We start from the raw sequence: 24,473 nt of genomic DNA, 5'->3' as shown, positions 1-24,473 counted from the left end.
GCACTGCGCGCGGGTGCGGGCACGTTGGCAGAGCTGAACAGCAGCGAGACCGGACGGCCGCGCGAGGAGGCCCTTGCCGGCATTGAGGCCGGAGCTTCCACCCTTGAGCAGTATGCCGAGCTGGGGCCGCTGCATCGCGGCCACAGCCTCCGCGGGTCCGCACTCGCCTCTGACTACACGGTCACGGAGCCGCGTGGCGTGGCGGTGCTGCTTACTCCCTGGAATGACCCGGTTGCTGTTGCTGCGGGACTGCTCGGTGCAGCCCTGGTCACCGGCAACACTGTCCTGCACAAGCCCAGCGAACGTTGTCCGCACGTGGGCCAGCTGCTCGGCGAGCTCCTGTCGCCCTGTTTTCCTGCTGGTGTGCTGACCACCCTTACCGGAGGTCCCGAGGTCGGATCAATGCTCACCTCGGAGGACGGCGTTGACGTCTTCGCTCACGTTGGCTCCAGCGCCACCGGCGCCCGCATTGCGCGTGCTGCGGTGCTCACCGGCGCACATGTGCTCCGCGAGAACGGCGGCAATGATCCGCTGCTGATTGACGACGACGTGGACCCGGCCTGGGCAGCGGAGCAGGCCGCTATCGGCGCCTTCAGCAATACCGGACAGATTTGCACCGCCGTCGAACGCATCTACGTTGTGGACGCGATTGCAGACGAGTTCTGTGCCGCGCTGGTCACTGAAGCACGACGGCGCAACGAGTCCGGAACTTTCGCGCCGCTCGTTGACCGCCGCCTGCGCGATGCTGTTCACGCTCAGGTCCAGGCAGCAGTGGCTGAAGGAGCCAATCCGGCGGAGGGCGGGGTGATCCCGGACGGTCCCGGCGCCTACTACCCGGCGACTGTCCTGCTGAACTGCAGTGACCGGATGGACATCATGACGGAGGAGACCTTTGGCCCGGTGGCTCCTGTGGTGCGCGTGGGCAGCTTCGACGAGGGGCTCAAACTCGCCGCTGCGGGGAAGTACGGTCTGGCAGCGAATGTCCTGACCGCGAGCATCACCCACGCGCAGAAGGCAGTTGCTGCGTTACCAGCCGGAACGGTCAAGGTCAACGCAGTCTTCGGTGGCGCTCCGGGCGGTTCTGCACAGCCGCGCGGTGAGAGCGGCCAGGGCTTCGGCTATGGGCCGGAACTGCTCGACGAGTTCTGCAGGGTGAAGGTAGTGCACATCGAAGCGCCGGGAAAGTCCGCCGGATCATGACTACGCTGCCGGAGACCCGTGGCCTCACCGAGCGGGTGCCCATCGAGCTTGCCCGTGTGGCACCGGTCGTGACCGTGGTTGGCGACGTTATCCTGGACGGCTGGTGGACCGGGACCATTGAACGGTTTTGTCGGGAGGCTCCCGCACCCGTCGTCGACGTGCAGCGCAGGGATCACGCTCCAGGCGGCGCAGCGAACACAGCCATGAACCTTGCTGCTCTCGGCGCCAGCGTGCGTCTGGTTGGCCTGGTCGGAACCGACGACGCCGGAGCCCGCCTGCGCGCGCTGCTGGATGACGCCGGGGTGGACACCTCCGGACTGATCGCCGCGCCCGGCGTTCGCACAACCACCAAGAACCGCATCATCGGCGGCGACCAGGTGATGCTGCGCCTTGACGATCAGGACGGCGAGCCGCCCGAGGATACCGTGGCCGCGCTGGCAGCGGCGGTTCCTGCCGCACTGCACGGGAGTGCCGCCGTCGTCGTCTGTGATTATGGCACGGGAGCGCTGGGCGCGGCCGTGCGGCAAGCGCTGCGGGAGCACATTGGCGGGGCGCTCGCCGTGGTGGATGCGCATGACCCGCGGCCCTGGTCAGACTTGTCGCCGGCCATCGTTACGCCGAACGCCCAGGAGGCGGCGCGGCTGTTGGGCACCGCTTTCCCGCCCACCGCTGCGGAAGAACGGGTTGCGCTGGTGACCGAACGCCGTGAGGAGCTCTTCGCAGCGACGGGTGCGGGCGCCGTCGTCGTGACGCTGGATCGGGACGGAACGGTGCTGCTCTCTGCGGAGGGTCAGGCGCATCGGACGTGGGCTAGGCCCGCCTCGGAGAAACAGGCGTCCGGGGCCGGAGATACGTTCGTTGCCTGCCTGACGGCCGGGCGTGCCGCGGGAATGCCGATGAGCGCTGCGCTCGATCTGGCGCAGGCTGCGGCGGACGTTGTGGTGGGCCGGGCTGGAACATCGGTGTGTTCCACTGCTGATCTTGCGCAGTACCTGGGTGATCTGTCCTCGACAACCCTGCCGCTGGATGAACTGCTGCAGCGGGTGGAGTCAGAGCGGGAGCAAGGCCGGCGGATTGTACTGACGAATGGGTGCTTCGACGTTCTCCACCGGGGCCATACCCGCTATCTGACGCAGGCCAAGCAGTTGGGCGACGTGCTGGTTGTGGCCCTCAACGGTGATGACTCCGTGCGTCGCCTGAAGGGACCGGACCGGCCTATCAATTCGCTCGCCGACCGGGCGGGGGTCATTGCGGCGCTCAGCTGTGTCGACTATGTAACGGCCTTTGACACCGACACCCCGGTGCCGCTCATTGAGGCGCTACGGCCGGATATCTACGCGAAGGGCGGGGACTATTCGTCCCAGATGCTGGAAGAGGCGCCGGTCGTGGAGCGCTGCGGGGGAGTGGTCCGGATTCTCGATTACGTTCCCGAGCGTTCGACGACGGCGATGGTCGAGAAGATCCGCACCACTCCCACTGCTGCACCATGAGCCGCCGCTGGTCAGGGGAGTGGGGGCGGCCGGCTCCTTCCCAAGAGCCCGCGCTGGACGTGCTGATTCCCTCCTACGGCCGCGCGGCAGAGTTGGCTGTCACGCTCTCGGGCCTGGCGGCACAGGACGGCCCCGTTTTCTCGGTCATTTTGAGTGACCAGACCGACGGGGAACCGGTGTGGGAGGAACCCGCGGTGGCCGCAATGGTGCGGGTTCTTCGCGCGCAGGGGCGGCCGGTCACTCTCGAGCGGAATCTGCCTCGACGCGGAGTGGCGCAGCAGCGGCATATCCTGCTGGAGCGTTCGCGTGCGGCCCAGGTGCTGTTTCTGGATAACGACGTCTGGCTCGAACCCGGAATGATTGCCCGCATGCACGCCGCCCTGAATGAAGCCGGCTGCGGGTTCGTGGGCGCTGCGGTGCAGGGGCTGTCCTTCCTCGACGACTATCGGGAGCATGAGCTTGAACCGCTTGAGCTGTGGGAACGCGCTGTTCGCCCTGAGCGGGTTCGGCGGGATGACCCGTCTTTCGGCCGGTGGGCGCTGCACAACGCCGCCAACCTCACCCACGCTGCGGCGGAGCTTAGCCTCGCGCGGGAGGACTGGCGGCTGTACAAGGTGGCCTGGGTCGGAGGATGCGTCCTCTTCAACCGGGAAGCACTGGTGGAGTGTGGCGGGTTCAAATTCTGGGACCAGCTGCCGGCTGACCATGCAGGCGAGGATGTTGCCGCTCAGTGGCGCGTGATGGAACGGTACGGCGGCGCCGGAATCCTGCCGTCGGGGGCAGTGCATCTGGAGTCGCCCACTACCGTCCCGCACCGCGAAACGGATGCGGCCGACGTCGTGCTTGGTGTTGATGGGGTTTAGGTCGAGCGAATTCCGGGCCGAACGCTGCTCCAATCCCGTTCGAGCCTGGCAGCGCTATTCGATGGCTGGCTCGCCGGCCCAGGCCTCTGCGTAGAATTGCGCAGAGGCCGCGTCGAGCAGCTCAGCATAGGCATCAGGATTCATCGCCTGCGCTGAGTCAGCGGGCACCGATGGAGCGAAGGCTGACACGCCGAGGCCTGCCTCCTGATCCTGGAGCGTAAGGCCGGCCACCTCCACAATTGTTGGGTACAGACTCAGTTGGTCCATTTCGGAGCGCACGATGGTGCTGCTGTCCGCTCCCGGGATCCAGATCCGGTTGAAGATGGTGCGGTTGTCGTTCCCGCCTAACTGGTCCTCAAAGGGGTCGCCGGTAGTCAACTGCTTGAGGTGGTCGCCCATGATCACCACGGCGGTGTCGTCAAGGTAGCCCTTCTCCTTCATGTGGTCGACGAATCCGGCCACCTGGGTCATGGAGCAGGCGAACACCGAGGTGGTCGCGTTCTCCGTGTCCACGTCGCAATAGTCATAGATGTGCAGCGGGGCGTGTGTGTCCAGCGTCAGCATTGTGAGGTTGAACGGCTGCCCGGTGTTCTCCGCCTCGGCGTGCAGCACGTCGATCTCATCCTTGGCGTAGGCCATCAGGCGTTCATCGCTCAGGCCCCAGTCGCTGCGGAAGTTGTTCTCTGGTTCACCGGCTGCGCGCCAGTCGGAAAGATCTTTGATCTCGGAGTAACCGTGACTGCTCAGGAAGACGTCCTTCGCGGCGAATGAAGCATTGGCGCCGCCCAGGAAAACGTTCTTGTATCCCTGCTCGTCCAGAAGGTCGCCCAGGCAGGTAGCCCCACCCAGATAGGTGTCGACTTCACCGCCGAGACTGTTCAGCGCGCCGCTTCCCATGGCGGAACTTGTGCCCTTCAACGGGATGCCGCACTGCGTCGAAACGAGGCCGGCCATTGTCCAGCCACCACCCTTGTACTCGCGCAAACTCTCGACGCTTTGCCAGCCGTCTGAAGCCTTGGTGACCTCTTTGAGCGAAGCGAATGCGTCCTTCTCGAAGAGTTGGTCATCCGCGATGGTGCCCTCACCGGACTCAAGATAGATCAACACCAGATTTCGCTTGAGCGCATCGCCGGTGACCGTCGGCTCCACATAGTAGTTGCCGATGTCATACGACGAATTCGCCGCCTTGATGTAATCCCACAGGCTGACCGTGCTGGCGAAGGACGTGGTGCCCGCGACAACCAGTCCGGCCACCAGAACGCCGGAGACAGTGTTCATGATCCACTGCGATCGCGGCGGAATGACCGCCGTCTTGTTCCGCCGCCTACGATGCCGGGCGTAGCGCCACAGCGCGATCCCGGCGGTGATGAGCAGCGGAACTACACCGATACCCAGGACGGCGATCCAGATGATGGGACCGCCACCGCCGTCGGTTTCCACGGAGACGAGGTTCAGCAGCATCTGACCAACGGAGATTTCGCCCCAGTGGGAACGAATGATGGCAGCAGCGATGAGCAGTGCGAGGCCCGCCCAGATCAGCGCGTAGATACACGTGCGGCCAAGGAAGGTGCCGGCGCGCCGGGTCACTGAAAGAATTGAGCCGAGCACGGCAACCCCTCGCGTTTCGCAGCTCGGATGTCCGCTGAACACCCTCGATCGTGGTCCGGTTCACGGGTGCCCAGTCGTATATCCATTGTTCATAAGGATTTCATGCGCGAGCCACGAAGGAAAACTTCATCGAACATCCGCCTGTACCTCTGCCGTGTCACCATCACAGATCATCAGCACGGGTCCGTCCCCGGGGCGGTGACCGGGACATCAGAATATACTCGGAGCATGTCTTCACAGCGCCTCGACCGAGGCCTCCACGGTCAGCCGTCCGCGTTCGAGAATCACAGGGGCACTCTGTGAGCGGCGGTCTGGTAGCCCTGCTGGATGACGTCGCAGCCATTGCCCGCATAGCGGCCGCCTCGGTGGATGACGTTGCAGCCGGAGCCGCAAGAGCCGGCGTAAAGGCGGCCGGCGTTGTGATTGACGATGCTGCAGTCACCCCGCAGTACGTTTCCGGGGCTGATCCGTCCCGCGAACTGCCAATGATCAAGCGCATTTTTTGGGGCTCGCTACGCAACAAGCTGTTGATCATTTTGCCGGCGTTGCTCCTCGTCAGTGCCTTCGTCCCGGGCATCATCCCCTACATCCTGATGCTGGGCGGCACCTACCTCTGCTTTGAGGGCGCCGAGAAGGTTTGGCACAAGCTCCGCGGCCAACACGATGCGAAGAAGTCGCCAGCGGTGGAGCGAGGCCCCGAGGCAGAAGCCAAGGTCATCAAGGGTGCGATCACCACCGACTTCATCCTGTCCTGCGAAATCATGGTCATCTCGATGAACGAGGTGGCCGCCGAGTCCATCTGGTCCCGTGCGCTCATCCTGGTTGTCGTGGCTATCGCGATCACCGTGCTCGTTTACGGAGCCGTTGGTCTGATCGTCAAGATGGACGACATCGGGCTGCACCTGACAACCAAAGACTCTGCAGGCTCCAAGCGGTTCGGTGAGCTGCTCGTCAAGGGAATGCCCGCGGTGCTGGCCGCGATTACCTTCATCGGCACTATCGCCATGCTCTGGGTAGGTGGCCACATCATGGTGCAGGGCGTCCATGACCTTGGATGGCACCCGCCGTACGACCTCATCCACTCCCTCGAAGAACCGTTCGTGAGTATTGCAGTGGTGGGTGGGCTGCTGGCCTGGCTCGTGAACACGCTGTTGTCGGCAATCGTCGGACTTGCCTGGGGCCTCGCCGTCATGGCCATCGTGCACCCGCTGCTGAAGGCATTGCCGTTCGGCAAGGACAAAGGCGGGCACGAGGAGGGCGACGTACGCGCAGCAGTCTCGGGCTATCGGCCGAAGAAACACAACGCCGATTCCGCTCAGGCAACTTCCGCTCAGGCAACAGAGACGCCGAACACCAACCCCAGAACGTAGGTCGCTGCGGCCGCTCCCAGCCCGATGGCGAGCTGACGCAGTGCCCGCCTGAGCGGAGAGGCGCCGGAAAGCAAACCGACGACGGCGCCTGTCGCCAATAGCGCCAGCCCCACCAGGGCGCAGGCAACAATCACAGCCGTGATTCCGGTGAGCCCGAAAATGTACGGAAGAACGGGGATCACTGCCCCGGAGGCAAAGAAGCAGAAACTCGCGGCCGCCGCTCCCATCGCTGTCCCCACGCTCTCGTGGTCGTCCTGCCGTTCCTGACGCTCGGGCTGGAGCGAGAAACTCGGATCGCAGTCACAGCTGAACTGCCCCAGGCGTTCGGCTGCACGATGTTCTGCTGCCTCAGGGGACATGCCGCGTGCGCGGTAGACCAGCACGAGTTCGTTGGCGTCGATATCGAGCTCTTTGGCTGCCGTCAGGGTGACCTGCGTGGGACGTGACGCTGTCAGAAGCTCCCGCTGCGACCGCACCGACACGTATTCGCCGGCGCCCATGGACAGCGCGCCGGCGAGCAGGCCCGCGAGACCGCTGAACAGCACGAACGCGCTCGAGACTCCTGTTGCGCCGATACCCATGACAAGAGCCAGGTTGCTCACCAGGCCGTCATTCGCACCGAAGACCGCGGCACGGAAGTTGCCGGAAAGCCGATTGCGTCCACGCGTTGCGAGGCCCCGCACAACCTCCTCGTGGATCTGCTCGTCCGCAGCCATTGCGCTGGTCGCGGAAGGGTCCGCAGCGTAGGGGGAGCGGCCCTCGGCACGCTGGGCCAGGGCCAGCACAAACACGGAGCCGAAGCGCCGGGCAAGGAAGCCGAGAATCCGGTTCCGCAGCGACGGACGCAACGGTTTGCCGGCGTCGTTCCCCAGCAGGGTGAGCCAGTGCTGTTCGTGTCGTCCCTCAGCCTGGGCGAGAGCGAGGAGGATTTCCTTCTCCTCGCCGCCGCGCTTGCGGGCAAGGTAGCGGTAGGTTGCAGCCTCTGCCCGTTCGTCGGCGAGATACTGCCGCCAACGTTTGATCTCGGCGGGTGTTCGGGTTACCTCGGGGCTCACAGCCGGCTCCTGATTTTCTCCGGCCAGGGCTGTTGAGGAGCTCCGGCCATTAACGAATGCATGGCCGAAGGTCTCGTTCGCCGCTGATGCGGTGGACTGCCGGGCATCATCGCTGATCACCAGTATGTCGACAGGCCGCGGAGCGCATTGCACTCCGGAACTACTCCCCTTCGCAAACATCCATGGTACCCGCAACGGGTCCTGAAGCCGGCACTGGTTAGGATGAGGCGGTGGATACCGCAATGAACGACGACGACGGCGCTCGGCGCGGTCTCGCCCGCCGCCTCCTGCGCGGAGGTGCCGAGCCGGACCCGAGGTTTACGCTTGCGAACGAACGTACGTTCCTTGCGTGGATCCGCACCTCACTGGCGCTGATGGCCGGCGGGATCGCCGTGGAGGCGTTCACCACCGCGATCTTCGAGCCGCAACTGCGGACCGCCCTGGCCGTCCTGCTGCTCCTGCTTGCGATGATCATCTCTTCGCTGGCGTGTTTTCGCTGGCTCAATGTTGAGCGTGCGATGCGGCACGGCACGCCTTTGCCGCTTCCTTTCCTGGCGCCGCTGCTGGCGTTGGGAGGGTCGGTAGTTGCCGCCGTCGTCGTTGTTTTCGTGCTGATGCGGAGCAGTTGAAGTGATTTCGCTGGTCCGGGACTCCGGCCTTCAGCCGGAGCGGACATCACTGGCCTGGGGTAGGACAATGACGGCGCTGGTCGGCTCCAGTCTCCTGTTCCTGCGGTGGGTGCCAACCTACGGCTGGTTCGCTGGAACGCTTGTGGCTGCGGCACTGGCGGCGGCGCTCGGCATTTATGTGAGCCAGCGCCGCAGGTATGCGCGGAGCGTCGCAGGGATTTCGCGGGGACGGGTGGAGGCGGATGTTGTGGCGGTGATGTCTACCTCGCTGGCGGTGTTCGCGGTAGGCGCGCTCGGAATCTACACCGTGCTGTTCCTGCCGCTGTAACAGGCTGCACGTAGGGTAGTAGCGAACCCGCCTGCTTTCAGCATGCCCTCTCGTACCAGGAAGAAGCGCCGTGGAGTACAGACGCGACACCAATGCAGCACGCAACCAGCCGAACCCATGGAGGGACGGCCTCGGAAGGGTGAGCCTCCGCAGTGCGCAGCTGCTCCTGCTCCTGACGTTGCTGGTGGTATCGATCTACGGTCTGATCCAGGTGCGGCTCGTGGTCATTCCGCTGCTGCTCGCGCTGATCCTCGCCGCAGCCATCAGCCCTCTGGTCAACATGCTGCGACGCCGCGGCTGGCCGAGCGCGCTGGCAACTGCCACCTCCTTCCTGCTGCTGCTGGTGGTGCTCGGCGGTGTGATCACCGGGATCGTGTTCGCGGTACGCAGCCAGCTCGACGAGCTGATCCAGCAGGCCAACGAGGGTTTCCAGCAGGTCTACGACTTCATCCAGACCGGTCCCATCCCGATTGACCAGGAGCAAATCGAAAGCGCCCGGCAATCCCTGATCGACTTCGCTACGAGCTCGACCGTGGGTAGTACTGCGCTGACCGGGCTCAGCGCAGCCGGCAGCTTTCTCACGGGAGCGCTGCTCATGCTGGTGATCCTGTTCTTCTTCCTGAAGGACGGCGACAAGATCTGGGCCTTCATGCTGCGGCCTTTCCGCGGGGAACGGTTGCACCGCGCGCAGCGCGTTGGGCACAGGAGCCTGGACGTGCTGGGCGGCTACGTTCGGGGAACGGCCATTATCGCCACCGTGGACTCGGTGTTCATCGGCATCGCCCTGCTGATTCTGGGTGTGCCGCTGGCCATCCCGCTGGCCGTGATCGTGTTCATCGGCTCATTCGTTCCACTCGTCGGCGCAACCGTTGCGGGAGTCCTCGCCGCGCTGGTTGCACTGGTGGCCAACGGGCCGTTCGTTGCGCTGATGGTGATTCTCGCCGTCGTCGTTGTGAACCAGCTGGAAGGCAACTTCCTGCAGCCGGTTGTCATGGGGCGCTCGCTGAACATCCACGCACTCGTGATCCTGCTGGCGTTGACCGCGGGGACCATCCTGGCCGGCATCGTCGGTGCGATTCTTGCCGTACCGGTGGCCGCAGTTACGTGGGCGGCGATCAAGGCATGGAACGAGGAGGATGAGCCGGAGCCGGCTGCTGTGCCTGCGAAATCCGATCCGGACGGCGCCGGGGCGGTGCCTGCGCAGGAACCGTAAACACAGAAACTGCCCGCGGGTACAGGGCCGCCGGTTCGAAACGGCAGCCCTGCACCTGCGGGCAGTTTTTGTACTGGGGAGCCGACAGCGTCTGTATGCTCGTAAACCAGCAGCCCCGGAAGGAACCACAGTGAAGGCTCTCCCAGTTGAACCGAGCAACGCGCCGGTCGCGATTGGTTCGCGGATCAGGTCAGCGCGGCAGGCCCAGCGCATGACGATCGAACAAGTGGCAGACTCCACCGGGCTGACCAAAGGCTTCCTCAGCAGGGTGGAGCGGGACCTGACGTCGCCGTCGGTCGCTTCTCTCGTGACGCTGTGCCAGGTTTTGTCCATCTCCATCGGGGACCTCTTCACCGTCCCGGAAACGCATCTCACCCGGCTGAGTGAAGCACCGAAGATCAGTCTCGGTGGTGAAGGCATCAACGAGCGGCTCATGACAGCGCGTTCGGAGCAGCGCCTTCAGATGATTCGGGCTGTTGTTGCACCCAATGGCAAAGGCGAGTCGGATTTGTACTCGGTGGACTGCGAAGTGGAGACCCTGCATATTGTGGCCGGTCGGTTCGAACTGATTTTCTCCAACGACCGGTACGCGATGGAAGCGGGTGACACCATCACCTTCCCGGGGCGGGAACCGCACACCTGGGTGAACCCCTCTGACGAGGAAGCGGTGGTGCTATGGACCCTGGTCCCAGCGGCGTCAAGAAGCTGATTTTTCCTGTCCCAATTGTTACCGGGATACCAAGCGAGCTTATGGAATACTGATCGAACGACGCCGGTCTATACAGGATCGGCGACTGTTGTGGTCACTCATCGCGGCAGGCCGGCTCGTACCGGTTGTTCGCCTCGATGCCTCGACGACGCCGCGCCGGTGCCCGGCGCGCTAGCTTGTGAAGGGACTGGAGCGATGAAAACTTCTCGGACAGCAGGGTTTGCGGTGGTTGCGGCTGTTGCGTTGACCGCCACGGCATGTGGCGGCGGAGGCGGCGGGACTGCCGATGGCGGCGAGGCCGCAGATTACGGGGCAGAACTCTCCGGCACCATGACGACGGGCGGCTTCACTCTGGGGGATGAGGTGGCAACGTCCCGTGCGGACCTTGCTACCGCCGCCCTGGAGGAGGACGGCGTGACCGTCGAGATCAACGAGAGCAACTTCGATCCCCAACGGTTTGCTGCGCAGGCCGCGAGCGGAACACTGCCGGACCTTGTGGTGATGGACCGCCAGTACGTGGCAACCTATGCGGCCAAGGGGCTGATCGAGCCGGTTGATGAATGCTTCACTACGCATGATGTCAACGCTGAGGAGCACTACTACCCTGCGGTGCTGCAGGACGTTACCTATGACGGGAAGGTGTATGGCATTCCCCAGTTCTGGCAGCCCTGGTCAATCATCACCAACACCCGCGTCATGGACGAGGCCGGTGTCACGGCTGAGGACCTCGACACCTCGAATCCTGATGCCGTTCTCGCCGCTGCAGAGAAAATGTACGAGTCCGATGGTGAAAACCCCACCCGTCTTGGCTTCGATCCTCAAATGCCGTCACAGGCTCCGATCTGGTTCGCCGCGTTCGGTGGGCAGATCATGGACGAGACAGGTAAACCCACCCTCGACGACCCCGCGAATATCGAAGCGCTCACCTGGCTGAAGGAGATCTACGACGCCCAGGGTGGTTATGAGACCGCCTACAGCTTCGGCCAGACCTGGGACTTCTTCGGCGAGAACAACCAGTTCGTTGCTGACCAGGTTGGCGCAGGACTGTACGCCCAGTGGTACCCCAACGTCCTCGCTGATTATGCGGACAAGCTCGAGATTTCCGGTGTTCCGCTGCGGAACCAGGACGGTGAGGCCATCGCCGTTGCCGGCGGGCAGTCCTACGTGATCCCGACGGGTGCCAAGAACAAGGCGGCAGCCTGTAAGTGGGCCGTCACCAACACCTCCGATGAAGCCTGGATGGCAGCAGCCGAGGCGCGCGTTTCGGGTATGGAGGAGGGCGGGATCTTCACCGGAATCTTCACCGGTTCGCAGACCGCAGACCAGCTGATCAAGGAAGAGTACCTGGAGCCGACCGGTAACGAGGGTTTCGACCAGCTGATCGACTCCTATTACCAGGCGCTCGAGAACGGTGTGCCGCTCGGTTCATCGCCGGCTGGCCTTGAGATTCAGACCGAACTGCAGAACGCCATGGCTCCCGCGATGTCCGGTGACAAGACCATTGAGGAAGCACTGGGCGATGCGCAGGCCGCCGCAATGCTGGTATACGAACAGGCGACCGCCGGCGCACAGTAGGCGCCGCCGTCGTTGTTAAGACGTAAAGAGGGGAGCCGGCCGCAAGGCTGGCTCCCCTCTCTTTGCGCCCCGGTGGTGGGTCAGCCCTTGCGGCCCTGTCCCGCCAGGCCCTCGATGAAGTACCGCTGACCGAAAGCGAACAGGATCAGCATGGGCAGCGTTACCAGCAGGGCCGCTGTCATCACGTACTGGTAGTCGGCCTCACCGCCGGAGGTCGGGCTGAACAGCGACATCGCGTAGGAAATGCCGAGCGGCACCGTGTACTGGTCCGGGCTGCCGAAGTTCAGGTAGATCAGCGGCGCCTGCAGGTTATTCCAGCTCGCCTGGAACTCAAAGATGAACACGATGATGAAGGACGGGATGGACAGCGGCATGGCTATCCGCCGGAACAATCCGAAGTAGCTGCACCCGTCGATGCGGGCGGCTTCGAAGATATCCCGGGGCAGGCCAAGGAAGAACTGGCGCTGCAGGAAGATGTAAAACGCTGAGCCGAAGAGATTGGCTCCCCACAGAGGCACCGTTGTGCCGAGGAAACCGAGTTCCTTCCAGATCAGGTAGACCGGGATCATGGTCACTGCTCCGGGCAGCATCATGGTTCCAAGCACGAGGCCGAACAGCAGGTTGCGGAACGGGAAACGGAAGTAGGCAAAGCCGAAGGCCACCAGAGAGCTCGAGAAGGTCACCAGCCCGGCTGCCAGCAGGGCGATGATCAGGCTGTTGGAGATCCAGGCGAGGAGCGGCAGCTGGTCCCACACCTCAACGTAGTTGGTGAAGACCCAGGTTTCCGGGATGAGCCGGTTGTCGAAGACGTCCTGGCGTGGCTTGAACGTTGCCGCCAGCAGCCACGCGAACGGGTACAGGAACAGCACGGAAAATCCCAGGAGAAGCGCCCAGAGGACGACCCGCCCAATGATGCTGCGCGGCTTGTACCAGGGGAAGCGCTGCGTGGGGGTTGCGGCGGACTTGTCCCGCGGATCCGACTCAGCGGCAGCCTGCGGTTGCGACTTGAGAACTGACGCCATGGTTACCGGCCCCCCTCGTAGTAGACGAACTTGTTTCCGAAGCGGACCTGGAAGACCGTGATCAGGAGGATGATGACGAACAGCAGCCAGGCGATGGCCGCAGCGAAACCCATGTTGAACTGCTGGAAAGCCTGCTGGAACAGGTAGACACCGACAAAGAGTGCGGCGTCGGGTGCTGCGCTTGTCGTATCCCTGTAGAAGAGCAGGAACGCCTGGTCGAAGACCTGGAGCGCGGCGATGGTCAGCACGATGGTGCAGAAAAACAGGGCGTTGGAGATCATCGGCAGGGTGACGGAGAAGAACTGCCGGATGGCCCCTGCGCCGTCGAGGGACGCTGCCTCGTACAGGTCCTGCGGGACATTCTTCAGCGCCGCAAGGAGGATCAGCATGGTGCCGCTGACACTCCATAAACCAATGATGATGATGGACGGCTTCATCCAGTCCGGGTCAATCAACCACTGCGGACCGTCGATCCCGAAAATGCCCAGGAAGCCGTTGATCGCCCCGGAGTTCCCGTTGAGGAGCAGGAGGAAGATTGACGCGGCGGCGACGGACGGCGTCATCTTCGGCAGGTAGTAGATGATGCGGAAGACGCCGGCCCCCCGTTCGGGAATGCGGTGCAGCAGATAGGCCAGGAGTAGGGCGAAGCAGATCTCGAGCGGCACTGACAGTACGGCGTAATACAGCGTGTTGCCCAGGGACGTCATCACCTTGGGATCTTTGAACAGCAGTTCGTAGTTGCTGAAGCCCACAGGCGTGGCGGTGTCGGTGGAGAGGTCGTAATTCGTGAAGGAGATGACGAGGCTGTACACCATGGCTCCGAGCGTGAACACGAGGAACCCAACCACCCAGGGAAGGATGAACAGATACCCTGCCCTCGCCTCCCTGTTGAAGGGTTCCTTGATCCAGCGGGGACGCCGAAGCCGTCGCTTCCGGGGGGAGTCAACCGCTGTGGCCATGCTGCACCTCCTTGCTGTCGGCAGAGTCGCTTCTCAACAGAGTAAGCCATAAGCAAGCTTTGTTTACGGCGCAAATCTTCCCATTCGAGAAGCGATGGGCTATACGTGCCGGAGGCGGTCCGATAGCGTGAGCCGTCCCTCTCAAGGTCAGGAGCTGTCAATGGACTGGACACTGGAAGTCATTGTGGTGCCGGTGAGCGACATCGCGCGCTCGATCGGGTTTTACCGCGACAAACTTGGATTCGTGCAGGATTTCGAGACCGACTCCGGCGGCGTGCATTTCACCCAGTTCACCCCGCCCGGTTCCGGTTGTTCCATCGTGTTCGGCAACGGGCCGGGCATGAGCGCTATGCAGCCCGGCAGCCTGAAGGGCCTTCAACTGGTCGTCTCCGACGTCAAAGCAGCGCGCGAGGAGCTGATTGGTCGCGGTGCCGAGGTCGGCGACGTCACCGTCTTTGACGAGCGCGACGGCGGCACTTTCTTTGGATTTGATGACCCGGACGGCAATTCCTGGGCTGTGCAGCAGATCAAGGCACGCGCCGACAAGCCGCTGATTCCGCGTTCCTGACTGTTTCCGCTCTCCTTCATGCCGACCGGCATGAACTGACCCGCGACCTTGACTGAGACGCGTACCACAATTAGCCTTACGAGAAACAGTTGATGCCTATAGGGCAACTGCGTCCGGAGTACGAGCGGACGTCACGGGGACTAAGGAGATGTACATGGAAGAGCTGCGCGTCACGGCAGGCGGCAACCTTGGGCCGATCGATTCGGCCCGCATTCCGCGGTACGCCGGAGCGGCCACGTTCGCGCGGCTGCCGCGGATCGACCAGGTGGAGAAGACCGACATCACCGTTGTCGGTGTGCCGTTCGACTCCGGAGTCTCCTACCGGCCGGGCGCGCGGTTCGGCGCCAACCATGTCCGCGAGGCCTCGCGGCTGCTGCGCCCCTACAACCCGGCGATGGATATCTCGCCCTTCGAGCGAGTGCAGGTCGCTGACGCCGGTGACATGGCCGTGAATCCCTTCAACATCAACGAGGCCATTGAGACCATCCAGCAGAACGCGCTGGACCTCACGCACGACGGCGCCCGCCTGGTCACGCTCGGTGGTGACCACACCATCGCACTGCCGTTGCTGCGCGCGGCCTCCGAACGCGCCGGTGAGCCGGTTGCGCTGCTGCACTTCGATGCCCACCTGGACACCTGGGACACCTACTTCGGTGCCGAGTACACGCACGGAACACCCTTCCGCCGCGCTGTGGAGGAAGGGATCCTGGACACTGAGGCCATCTCCCACGTCGGCACCCGCGGGCCGCTGTACGGAGTGAAGGACCTGGAGGATGACCGGCGCTTCGGCTTCGGCATTGTGACCTCCTCCGATGTGTTCCGCCAGGGTGTTGACGAAACCGTCGCCAAGCTCCGAGACCGGATCGGGAACCGGCCCCTCTACGTGTCGATCGACATCGACGTGCTGGATCCGGCACACGCGCCGGGCACCGGCACCCCCGAAGCCGGTGGGATCACCAGCCGTGAGCTGCTCGAGATCCTGCGCGGCCTGCGCGGGATGAATCTGGTGGGCGCCGACGTCGTCGAAGTTGCTCCCGCGTACGATCACGCAGAAATCACCGGTGTGGCGGCGTCGCATGTCGCCTACGATCTGGTGAGTCTGATGGCCGACGAAATCTCCACGCGAAAGGACGGCTGATGCAGTCCGTTGAAAGTGATGCAACAGTTCCCCCGCAGCCGGTCTCGGGCCAGCGCAACGGCGGTGACCTGGTTGTCGAGACGCTGAGCGCGCTGGGCGCCTCCACCGTCTTCGGCATCCCGGGCCAGCACGCGCTGGGCCTGTTCGATGCGTTGTCCCGTTCTGATCTGCAGTTCGTCTCTTCCCGGGTGGAAAACAACTCCGCATTTGCCGCCGACGGGTTCTCCCGTGCCACCGGTGAAGTGGGAGTGCTCTTCCTCTCGACCGGACCCGGCGCATTGACCTCTTTGGCCGGGCTGCAGGAGGCATACGCCACGGGAGTGCCGATGGTCGTCATTGCAAGCCAGATCCCGCTTGAGGGCCTGGGCGCCCGCCGGAAGGGCATGCTGCACCAGCTCGATGACCAGAAGGCCTCGGCCGCCAACGTCACCAAGAGCCAGCGGCTGATCCAGCACGCGTCCGGCATCCCGTCCGCAATTCAGGATGCGTGGACCGAAGCCGTCTCCTCGCCCCAGGGGCCTGTGTGGGTGGAGGTTCCGCAGAATGTGCTGCTGGACGCCGTCGTTGTGCCCCAGGTCGAGGATGCGCTGGCAGAGCCGTTCGATAATCCGCCGCGCATCGAGCTGGTCCGTGAAGCCGTCAAGTGGCTCTCGGACGCTAAGCGCCCAGCGATTGTGGCCGGCGGCGGCGCCCGGCGCGGCAAGGCCGAGAAGGAGTTGCTCTCGCTCGCGGAGAAGCTGGATGCGCCGGTGCTGTGCTCGCCCGGCGGCAACGGCGCCTTCCCCTGGAACCACGAGCTGTCGCTGCAATCCTGGGTTGAGGACCGTTACGTCACCGAAGTGCTCGAAGACGCCGATGTGCTCCTGGTGATCGGTTCCTCGCTCGGTGAGGTGACGTCCAACTACTTCAGCCTCGAGCCGCGAGGCCGCATCATCCAGATCGACGCCGAACCACGGGTCCTCGAATCCAACCGTCCTGCCCTCGGCATCCGGGCCGACGCCGGCCAGGCACTCACCGCGCTGGATGACGCACTCGAACCGGCCGGGCGCCGCACCGGCGACTATGATCCGCGCAGGCTCGTTGCCGAGACCCTTGCCAAGGTGCAGGCGCGCCTTGATGAGCAGGACCTGGGCAAGGAGCGGACCTTCATGGCCGACATCCGGGCGGCCGCGCCCGATGACATGCAGACGTTCTGGGACATGACCATCGCGGCTTACTGGGCCTGGAGCTGCTGGGATTCCCGGGATGGAGAATTTCACTCGGCGCAGGGGGCCGGAGGCCTCGGCTACGGCTTCCCCAGCGCTATTGGCGGCTCGGTGGGGCTCGCATCGAAGGGGCTGTCTGACCGCGTGCTTGCCGTGTCTGGCGACGGCTCGGCCATGTACTCGATCGCTGAGCTTGCCACGGTCCGCCAGCACAATCTGCCGGTCACCTGGCTCATTGTCGACGACGGCGGCTACGGCATCCTCCGCGAATACATGGAGGGCGCGTTCGGCAAGGCAACAGCCACCGAGCTCACCCGGCCGGACTTCGTAAAGCTGGCCGAATCCTTTGGCGTCCCCGCTGTCCGCGTGGCGCCGGAAGACGTGCGGGAGGCACTGGAGACAAGCTTCGCTGCGGAGGGTCCCAACGTCGTCGTTGTTGAGACGCTGCTGAGGCTCTTCGCTCCCACACACCTGTAAATTGGGAGGCGAAGTCCGCTGACTCTGGGAGGCCCCGCCGTGTTTGATCTGCGCGAACTGGACAGGCCCATCATCGGAGCGCCGATGGCCGGCGGGCCTACCACGCTGGAGCTTGCCGCTGCGGTGAGCAATGCCGGCGGTCTGGGTTTCCTCGCAGCCGGGTACCGTGCGCCGGAGGATCTCGAGACGCAGCTGCGCAGCGTTTCCACGCTGAGCAGTGGTCCAGTCGGGGTGAACCTGTTTGTGCCGGATGCCTTCCAGCCGGATGTGGCGCTCCTCGGTGCCTACCGTGAGTCCCTGCGCCCGGAGGCTGCCGCGCTTGGAGCTGAGTTAGGTGAACCCCGGTACGACGACGACGGCTGGGACGCAAAGCTCTCTCTCGTTCTGGATTTCCGCCCCGCTGCGGTGTCCTTCACCTTCGGCTGCCCGGACGCCGCGGTTCTGGGAAGGATGGCCGACGCGGGGATTCTTCCGATCGTCACCGTGACAACCCCCGTTGAGGCGGAGTATGCGGTCACGGCAGGGGCTCGGGCGCTCGCCGTTCAGGGGCCGAACGCCGGCGGCCACCGCGGGACGTTCGATCAGGGGAAGGCACCGGCTTCGGATCCGCTCGAGAACGTGCTTGCCGCTATTCGGTCCAGAACTGAGGTGCCGCTGGCTGCGGGCGGGGGAGTGTCCGGGCCAGCCGACGTCGTGCGTTTGCGTGCAGCGGGCGCCGATGCGGTGCAGGTGGGTACCGCGCTGCTGCTCTCGGATGAAGCGGGCACCAATCCGCTGCACCGGGCAGCGCTGAGCGAGGGTCGATTCGCGGGGACGTCACTTACCCGCGCCTACACCGGACGGTATGCGCGCGGCCTGACGAACCGGTTCATTCGTGAGCATCAGGACGCGCCTGCCGGGTATCCGCAGTTGCACTACGTGACGGCGCCGCTCCGCAAGGTCGCGGTGGCGCAGGGGAATGCCGATGTGGCGCACCTGTGGGCGGGGACCGGGTTTGCTTCGGTACGGCCGGGGCCGGCAGCGGAGATCATCCGGTCCCTGGCCTGAACACAGCGTCTCAATACAGGGCCCGAGGTCAGGCGGCCGTGGATTCGCGTGCAATGACCTCGAACTGCGTCAGGATCTCGCGAGGCGCCGGGCCCGCCGGGTTCTTGATGCGCTCCATGAGTACTTTGATCGCGGTCTCGGCAATTTCTTCTCGTCCGGGGTTGACGCTGCTCAGGGTGGGGATGGAGTACCGGGTTTCGTCGAGGTCGTCGAAGCCGATCACGGCCACGTCGGAGGGGATGCGCCGGCCGGCCTCCTGCAGCACCCGCATTGCGCCCTGTGCCAGGGTGTCGTTGAAGCCGAACACCGCATCGAACTCGACGCCGCGGTCAAGCAGCTCATGCATCGCTTCGGCACCATTCGCGCGGTGCCACGTTCCGACATAGGCGACCAAGCCGTCGTCGTACTCTATTCCGCGCGATTCAAGCGCCTCACGGTAGCCCTTGAGGCGAAGCCCTGCCGAGCCGATGACCTCGCCCTCATGCGCACCGACGACGGCGATGCGCTGCCTCCCGGTATCCAGCAGGTGTTCGGTGGCGGCACGGGCGCCTTCGACGTTCTGCATGGTGACGTGGTCGCAGCCGCCGGAGAAGATCCGTTCGCCGAGCAACACCATTGGCACTTCGGCGGTGACCAGCGCGGCGTCCTCTTCACCGAGACCGAGAGGGCTGAAGATCAACCCGTCCGACATGCGCAGCCTGGGGCTTTTGAGGAATTCGAGTTCACGGTCGCGTTCGCCGCTCGTCTGCTCGATGAGCACCACCAGACCGCGGGCTTCGGCGGCGCGGATTACGGCGTCGGCCAATTCAGCGAAGTAGGGGAGGCGCAGCTGGGGAACCGCAAGGGTGATGGCACCGGTATGGCCGGATCGAAGACTGCGCGCCGTGAGGTTGGGCCGGTAACCCAACTCGGCGATGGCCTTCTGAACGCGCTCCCGTGTTGCGGGGCGAACGTTCGGGTGGTCGTTGATGACGTTGGACACCGTCTTGAACGACACCCCGGCCACGTGGGCCACATCATGCAGGGTCGCCGCCATGTGGAGAGTCCTTTGTCGAGTTGGAGCCGGTGGGACACATCGCGGTGTCCCACCGGCAGAATATCGCGTTGGTGGAATTCCACGCCGCCGGGCGGTTGACGACCCACATGCTGCGTGAGATCATTTTCAACGTTGTAATCCTCATAAAAACACGAGCACCCGTGCGTTCTGACAGGCAGGAAACTTATCCGTGACCACCACCACCACGCCCGATTCGACGGCGGCCACGACCTCCGCGGCAAGCGGCGAGCTTCCCATGGAAGCGCCGACCACCATCCGCATTGACCGTTCCGCCGTAGTCGCGCCCGTCAGCCCAAGAATCTTCGGCTCCTTCGTTGAGCACCTCGGCCGCTGCGTGTATGACGGCATCTACGAACCCGGTCACCCGACCGCCAACGAGGACGGCTTCCGCATGGACGTCGTCGAGCTTGTCCGCGAACTCGGCTCCACGACCATCCGCTATCCCGGCGGCAACTTCGTCTCCGGCTACCGCTGGGAAGACGGCGTAGGCCCCCGCGACCAGCGCCCCGTCCGCCGCGACCTCGCCTGGCATTCCATCGAGACCAACCAGGTGGGCCTCGAGGAGTTTGCGCGCTGGTGCAAGTTGACCGGCTCCGAGCTGATGATGGCCGTCAACCTTGGCACCCGCGGCATCGAAGCGGCGCTCGACCTCCTCGAATACGCCAACCATCCCTCCGGCACAGCGCTGAGTGACCAGCGCATCGCCAACGGCGCCAAGGAACCCTATGACATCCGCATGTGGTGCCTGGGCAATGAGATGGACGGGCCCTGGCAGATTGGGCACATGTCCGCCGAGGACTACGGGAAGATCGCCGCCCGCACCGCCTCCGCCATGAAGACGGCGGACAAGGACCTCGAGCTGGTGGTGTGCGGTTCCTCCGGTTCCTCAATGCCGACCTTCGGTGAGTGGGAGCGCGTGGTCCTCGAGCAGAGCTATGACTACGTGGACTACATTTCCTGCCACGCGTACTACCAGGAGCGCAACGGGGACCTCGGTTCCTACCTCGCCTCCTCGCTGGACATGCAGTACTTCATCGAAACCGTGGTGGCCACGGCAGACCACGTCAAGCACAAGCTCAAGAGCAAGAAGACCATCAAGCTCTCCTTCGACGAGTGGAACATCTGGTATCTCGAGGAGCACCAGGCATCCGATGAGGTCAACGACGAATGGCGCGTAGCCCCGCGCCAGCTCGAAGACACGTACTCCGTCGCTGACGCAGTGGTTTTCGGCAACCTGCTGATTACGCTGCTGAAGAACCATGATCGGGTGGCGTCGGCGTCGCTCGCCCAGCTGGTCAACGTCATTGCACCGATCATGACCGAGCCGGGCGGCGACACCTGGCGCCAGACCACCTTCTTCCCGTTCTCCGTCACCTCACGGCTGGCGAAGGGCGAGGTGTTGCGTCCGCAGATCGACGCCGGCACGTACTCCACGAAGGTCTACGGCGACGCGCCGCTGGTCGATGCTGTGGCCACTGTCGACGGCGGGAAGTCGGCGCTGTTCCTCGTCAACCGCAGTCAGACCGAGACCATTGACGTGTCGGTCGACGTGAAGGATCTCGGCGCCGAAGTCGTCACTGAAGCTCTCACCCTGCATGATGAGGACGTTTACGCCAAGAACACGCGTGAGGACCAGTTCCGGGTGGGCCTGAAGCAGCTGCCCGGCGCAGTGCTCGACGACGGTGTCCTCACCGTCTCGCTGCCTCCGGTTTCCTGGTCAGCGATCGCCCTCGGCTAGTGAAACGACGCGCAGCGGCCTGGTCCGCCACCCTTGCACTCGCTATTGGGGTGGCGGGCTGTGCCGCGCCGGCGTCCTCGTCGGGGGAGTGGGAGCTGAGCGGGGACTATTTCACGCACGATCCCGCTCTGGTAGCCGGTCCCTCACACGATGGGGATGACTGGTTCGTCTACTCCACCGGCGACGGGCAGGTGGCCGACGGCAATATCCAGGTCCGCCGCTCGGACGACGGCGTGCACTGGGAATATGCCGGCGAGGTGTGGCAGGAGAAGCCGGAGTGGCTCACCGAGGCGGTTCCCGGCGTCGACAATCTGTGGGCACCGGAGCTCTACGAGCACAACGGCACCTGGTACCTCTACTACTCCGCGTCCACGTTCGGGAGCAATGACTCGCTGATCGGGTTGGCGACGAACAGCACTCTTGATCCCGAGGACCCGGCCTATGAGTGGGTCGACCAGGGCGAGGTCATTGCGTCGGCGGGGGAAAATTTCAACGCCATTGACCCCGGCATTGTGGAGGATGCTGACGGTACGCCGTGGATGAGTTTTGGCTCGTTTTGGGGTGGCCTGCAGCTTGTGGAACTCGAGTGGCCGTCGGGGCTCCTTGCGGACTCGGACGCCGAGCCGGTCACTATCGCCGACCGGGGAACTCCGCCGAATGCCATTGAGGCGCCGTACCTGATTGAGCGCGACGGCTACTACTACCTGTTTGTCTCGAAGGACTTCTGCTGCCAAGGCCTCGAGAGCACCTACAACATGGCGGTCGGGCGGTCCACGGAGATCGATGGGCCCTACGTGGACCGCGACGGTGTGTCCATGCTCGACGACGGCGGCACGCCCCTGTTGGCAAGTGACGGACCGCGTGTGGGCCCCGGTGGCCAGTCCGTTTCCGGCGACCTGCTCGCCTTTCACTACTACGATGAAGCACTCGACGGCGCATCCCGGCTCGGCCTGGTCCCGTTGAACTGGGAGGACGGCTGGCCTACAGCGCGCTGGGAATAGGTGGCACCGGCTGCGCCGAGGTGAGACGCTGAAGCAATGTCATACAGCAAGGGAACCAAGGTCAGCTGGAACACGTCGCAGGGCAAGACGCACGGCACGGTCGTGGAGAAAAAGGACAAGGAGTTCACGTTCGACGGCCAGAAGTTCAACGCCTCCAAGGACGAGCCGTACTACATCGTCGAGAGCGAGAAGTCGGGCAAGCAGGCCGCCCACAAGGAAAGCGCGCTCGACAAACAGTAGCGGGAATGTTTCCGGCTGTTCGCTGGTTCAACTAGATGCAAATGCATGAAGCGCAGCGAAGGAGAACCGGCACATGGAAACACGCCGAGTAGTAGTGGTGTCAGGCGGCATGGGAACGCCATCGTCAAGCCGGATGCTGGCGGATCAGCTCGGAGAGGCAGCCCGTCGCCAGCTCGAGCGCGTCGACATCCACACCGACATCACCACCATCGAACTGCGCGAACTGGCCGTGGACATCGCGAACAACATGGTCACCGGCTTCGCTCCGCCTGCGCTCGCAGACGCCCTGAAGTCCGTGGCGGATGCTGATGCGCTCATTGTTGTCAGCCCGGTCTTCTCCGGCTCCTACAGCGGCCTGCTGAAATCGTTCTTCGATGTCCTCGACAACACCGCACTGGACTCGATGCCCGTGCTCATCGCCGCAACCGGCGGCAGCGTCCGGCACTCCCTCATGCTTGACCACGCCATGCGCCCGCTCTTCACGTATCTCCGGGCCCGCGTTGTCTCGACCGGGGTCTACGCCGGTCCCGAGGACTGGGGAACCGGATCCGACGGCGCACCGGCACTGGACCAGCGCGTCACCCGCGCGGCCGGCGAACTCGCGGGCATGATTGCGGGAACGACGACGGCGCGCCGCCCCAACAGCGCGCAGGCCTCCCTTCCGTTCGAGCAGCTTCTGGCTCAGGTGCAGGGCCGCTAGTTCCTAACCCGCGCTGCTGATCCTCCCGCCGCCCTTCCCGCTGAACATGCGGGTTCGGTGGGAACGAGCGTCTTCTTCCCACTGAACGCGCCGGTTCAGTGGGATAGTCGGAGCCGGGATTCTCACCCGCGGGGCTGCGCCGGCACGCGTAAGCGTGTTTTGCTGGACCCATGACTCGGATAGCAGTGGTGGGAGCAGGAATCGTCGGACTGGCTACGGCGCACGCACTTCGGAAAACGGGCGCGGACGTCACTATCTACGAGTCCGGAACGCCCGGCGGCGGACAGTCCGCCGGTGACGGGCGAATCTTCCGGCACGCCCACGACGACGTCCGGCTGGCCGGATTCGTCAGCTCCAGCCGCACTCTCTGGCGGCAGTGGGAGGCCGAGTTCGGTGTGGAACTGGTGTCCGACGCCGGAGCGGTGGCGATCGGCGACAGCGTCGAGGACAAGCTGCGCATCCTCAGCGACCTTCCACATATCCGCGTGGCGCTCCTGGCCCAGGGCCAACTCGCATCCGCTTTGCCGATCCTCGCTGATTTCGAGGGTAAGGCCATGCTCGATGTGGACGGCGGCGCTATCCGCACGCTCGCCGCCTTCCGTGCGCTGACCGAAAGCCTTACAGAAGCTTTGGTGGCGGATCACGTGCTGACGGTCCAGCACACCAGTGAGGGCGATGTCGAGATCCGTACCGGAACCGGGGTGGACCGTTTTGACCATGCTGTCCTCTCCGCGGGCCGCGGCACGGCTCCACTGGCACGGAATGCGGGGCTCGAGATCCCCGTTGAACTCGCTGCCCATGCCCGCGTGACGTTCCCCGTGCGCCAGGACGTGGATACTCCGCTACCCACCTTCCAGGACGGCAGCGGAACTTTCGGAGAAACCGGAGTCTACGCGGCCCCTTCAGCCGATAACCGTTCCTACTCGGTAGGCCTCAGCGAAACGACCGGGGTACGGCAGGACGGAAGCCTCGCGGATCCTCCGGCACTCGAATCCCTTGCTGCCCGGGCGGCGGCCTACGTCCGCCACGCTCTGCCGGGCCTGGACCCGGAGCCGTCCGGCTACGTGCACTGCTGGGTGACCCGTCTGCCCTGGGGCGAGGACGGCGTAGGGATCTGGTCCACCGGGAAAATCAGCGCCATCGCCGGCCATAATCTCTTCAAACAGGCACCGGCTCTGGGTGAGGCGCTGGCAGAAACTGCAGTGTCCGGCGTCGTGCCCGCCTTACTGCGTCCGGAAGCCCAGCTCGGAAAGGCCTGATTCGCCGGCCCGCTTCTTGGAG

23 protein-coding genes are annotated in these 24,473 nt (G+C 64.4%); 18 read left to right on the top strand and 5 right to left on the bottom strand.

Annotation, left to right across the window (positions count from 1 at the left end):
* The 3 genes from P4U43_RS01095 to P4U43_RS01085 form a co-directional block, all read left to right on the top strand.
* Positions 1 to 1,200, top strand: a 1,200-nt coding sequence (locus tag P4U43_RS01095) for an aldehyde dehydrogenase family protein (RefSeq protein WP_277357075.1), incomplete at its 5' end; no start/stop codon positions are given.
* Positions 1,197 to 2,690 (top strand): D-glycero-beta-D-manno-heptose 1-phosphate adenylyltransferase, encoded by a 1,494-nt coding sequence (gene rfaE2, locus P4U43_RS01090; RefSeq protein ID WP_277357074.1) that lies wholly within the window; start codon positions 1,197 to 1,199, stop codon positions 2,688 to 2,690. The genes P4U43_RS01095 and rfaE2, both read left to right, overlap by 4 nt.
* Positions 2,687 to 3,553, top strand: coding sequence for a glycosyltransferase family A protein (locus tag P4U43_RS01085; RefSeq protein ID WP_277357073.1), 867 nt, complete (start codon positions 2,687 to 2,689; stop codon positions 3,551 to 3,553). The genes rfaE2 and P4U43_RS01085 overlap by 4 nt, the downstream gene beginning before the upstream one ends.
* Before the next feature lie 54 nt (positions 3,554 to 3,607).
* On the opposite strand, the gene P4U43_RS01080 is transcribed toward P4U43_RS01085, so the two are convergent.
* Positions 3,608 to 5,161, bottom strand: coding sequence for an LTA synthase family protein (locus P4U43_RS01080; protein ID WP_277357072.1), 1,554 nt, complete (start codon positions 5,159 to 5,161; stop codon positions 3,608 to 3,610).
* Positions 5,162 to 5,460: 299 nt separating this feature from the next.
* On the opposite strand from P4U43_RS01080, the gene P4U43_RS01075 reads away from it, so the two are divergent.
* Complete coding sequence (locus P4U43_RS01075) at positions 5,461 to 6,531, top strand: DUF808 domain-containing protein (RefSeq protein WP_277357071.1); 1,071 nt, start codon at positions 5,461 to 5,463, stop codon at positions 6,529 to 6,531.
* Here the strand turns inward: P4U43_RS01075 and P4U43_RS01070 are convergent.
* A complete protein-coding gene (locus tag P4U43_RS01070; protein WP_277357070.1) occupies positions 6,492 to 7,586 on the bottom strand; it encodes a VIT1/CCC1 transporter family protein in 1,095 nt (364 codons plus the stop codon). The genes P4U43_RS01075 and P4U43_RS01070 overlap by 40 nt on opposite strands.
* A 242-nt stretch (positions 7,587 to 7,828) precedes the next feature.
* On the opposite strand from P4U43_RS01070, the gene P4U43_RS01065 reads away from it, so the two are divergent.
* From P4U43_RS01065 to P4U43_RS01045, 5 genes are all read left to right on the top strand, one after another.
* Positions 7,829 to 8,215: a YidH family protein gene (locus tag P4U43_RS01065; RefSeq protein WP_277357085.1), complete on the top strand. Its 387-nt coding sequence runs from the start codon at positions 7,829 to 7,831 to the stop codon at positions 8,213 to 8,215.
* 1 nt (position 8,216) lies between these two features.
* Positions 8,217 to 8,543, top strand: coding sequence for a DUF202 domain-containing protein (locus P4U43_RS01060; protein ID WP_277357069.1), 327 nt, complete (start codon positions 8,217 to 8,219; stop codon positions 8,541 to 8,543).
* 70 nt (positions 8,544 to 8,613) lie between these two features.
* Positions 8,614 to 9,756, top strand: a complete 1,143-nt coding sequence (locus P4U43_RS01055; RefSeq protein ID WP_277357068.1) for an AI-2E family transporter — start codon at positions 8,614 to 8,616, stop codon at positions 9,754 to 9,756.
* Between the two features lie 130 nt (positions 9,757 to 9,886).
* Positions 9,887 to 10,465 carry a helix-turn-helix domain-containing protein gene (locus tag P4U43_RS01050; RefSeq protein ID WP_056550151.1) on the top strand — a complete coding sequence of 193 codons (579 nt, stop codon included), beginning with the start codon at positions 9,887 to 9,889 and terminating at the stop codon, positions 10,463 to 10,465.
* Between the two features lie 195 nt (positions 10,466 to 10,660).
* Complete coding sequence (locus tag P4U43_RS01045) at positions 10,661 to 12,040, top strand: extracellular solute-binding protein (protein ID WP_277357067.1); 1,380 nt, start codon at positions 10,661 to 10,663, stop codon at positions 12,038 to 12,040.
* Positions 12,041 to 12,120: 80 nt separating this feature from the next.
* On the opposite strand, the gene P4U43_RS01040 is transcribed toward P4U43_RS01045, so the two are convergent.
* Positions 12,121 to 13,062: a carbohydrate ABC transporter permease gene (locus P4U43_RS01040; RefSeq protein ID WP_056550156.1), complete on the bottom strand. Its 942-nt coding sequence runs from the start codon at positions 13,060 to 13,062 to the stop codon at positions 12,121 to 12,123.
* Positions 13,063 to 13,064: 2 nt separating this feature from the next.
* Positions 13,065 to 14,021, bottom strand: coding sequence for a carbohydrate ABC transporter permease (locus P4U43_RS01035; RefSeq protein ID WP_277357066.1), 957 nt, complete (start codon positions 14,019 to 14,021; stop codon positions 13,065 to 13,067).
* 160 nt (positions 14,022 to 14,181) lie between these two features.
* On the opposite strand from P4U43_RS01035, the gene P4U43_RS01030 reads away from it, so the two are divergent.
* The 4 genes from P4U43_RS01030 to P4U43_RS01015 all read left to right on the top strand — a co-directional run bounded on the left by P4U43_RS01030 (position 14,182) and on the right by P4U43_RS01015 (position 18,456).
* Positions 14,182 to 14,589, top strand: a complete 408-nt coding sequence (locus P4U43_RS01030; protein ID WP_277357065.1) for a VOC family protein — start codon at positions 14,182 to 14,184, stop codon at positions 14,587 to 14,589.
* A 154-nt stretch (positions 14,590 to 14,743) separates the two neighbouring features.
* A complete protein-coding gene (gene speB / locus P4U43_RS01025) occupies positions 14,744 to 15,727 on the top strand; it encodes an agmatinase (RefSeq protein ID WP_277357064.1) in 984 nt (327 codons plus the stop codon).
* Positions 15,727 to 17,409 carry a thiamine pyrophosphate-binding protein gene (locus tag P4U43_RS01020; protein WP_277357063.1) on the top strand — a complete coding sequence of 561 codons (1,683 nt, stop codon included), beginning with the start codon at positions 15,727 to 15,729 and terminating at the stop codon, positions 17,407 to 17,409. Before speB ends, P4U43_RS01020 begins: the two co-directional genes overlap by 1 nt.
* Positions 17,410 to 17,448: 39 nt before the next feature.
* Positions 17,449 to 18,456 (top strand): nitronate monooxygenase, encoded by a 1,008-nt coding sequence (locus P4U43_RS01015; RefSeq protein WP_277357062.1) that lies wholly within the window; start codon positions 17,449 to 17,451, stop codon positions 18,454 to 18,456.
* A gap of 28 nt (positions 18,457 to 18,484) precedes the next feature.
* Here the strand turns inward: P4U43_RS01015 and P4U43_RS01010 are convergent, their stop codons facing one another.
* Positions 18,485 to 19,492 (bottom strand): LacI family DNA-binding transcriptional regulator, encoded by a 1,008-nt coding sequence (locus tag P4U43_RS01010; RefSeq protein WP_277357061.1) that lies wholly within the window; start codon positions 19,490 to 19,492, stop codon positions 18,485 to 18,487.
* A 256-nt stretch (positions 19,493 to 19,748) separates the two neighbouring features.
* Between P4U43_RS01010 and arfA the strand changes: the two genes are divergently transcribed.
* The 5 genes from arfA to P4U43_RS00985 all read left to right on the top strand — a co-directional run bounded on the left by arfA (position 19,749) and on the right by P4U43_RS00985 (position 24,451).
* Entirely contained in the window at positions 19,749 to 21,251 is a 1,503-nt protein-coding gene (gene arfA, locus P4U43_RS01005; protein ID WP_277357084.1) for an arabinosylfuranosidase ArfA, read from the top strand.
* A complete protein-coding gene (locus tag P4U43_RS01000; protein ID WP_277357060.1) occupies positions 21,251 to 22,252 on the top strand; it encodes an arabinan endo-1,5-alpha-L-arabinosidase in 1,002 nt (333 codons plus the stop codon). The genes arfA and P4U43_RS01000 overlap by 1 nt, the downstream gene beginning before the upstream one ends.
* 36 nt (positions 22,253 to 22,288) lie before the next feature.
* Complete coding sequence (locus tag P4U43_RS00995) at positions 22,289 to 22,492, top strand: hypervirulence associated TUDOR domain-containing protein (RefSeq protein ID WP_056550188.1); 204 nt, start codon at positions 22,289 to 22,291, stop codon at positions 22,490 to 22,492.
* Positions 22,493 to 22,565: 73 nt separating this feature from the next.
* On the top strand, positions 22,566 to 23,192 hold the full coding sequence (locus tag P4U43_RS00990; protein ID WP_277357059.1) for an FMN reductase: 627 nt from the start codon (positions 22,566 to 22,568) through the stop codon (positions 23,190 to 23,192).
* A 170-nt stretch (positions 23,193 to 23,362) separates the two neighbouring features.
* Positions 23,363 to 24,451, top strand: coding sequence for an NAD(P)/FAD-dependent oxidoreductase (locus P4U43_RS00985; protein WP_277357058.1), 1,089 nt, complete (start codon positions 23,363 to 23,365; stop codon positions 24,449 to 24,451).
* Positions 24,452 to 24,473 lie beyond the last annotated feature (22 nt).

The organism is Arthrobacter vasquezii (genome assembly GCF_029455255.1).
In the GTDB taxonomy this organism is placed as follows: domain Bacteria; phylum Actinomycetota; class Actinomycetes; order Actinomycetales; family Micrococcaceae; genus Arthrobacter_D; species Arthrobacter_D parietis.
The sequence above is the reverse complement of the archived record's forward strand: the minus strand, read 5'-3'. Positions and strand labels throughout refer to the sequence as shown.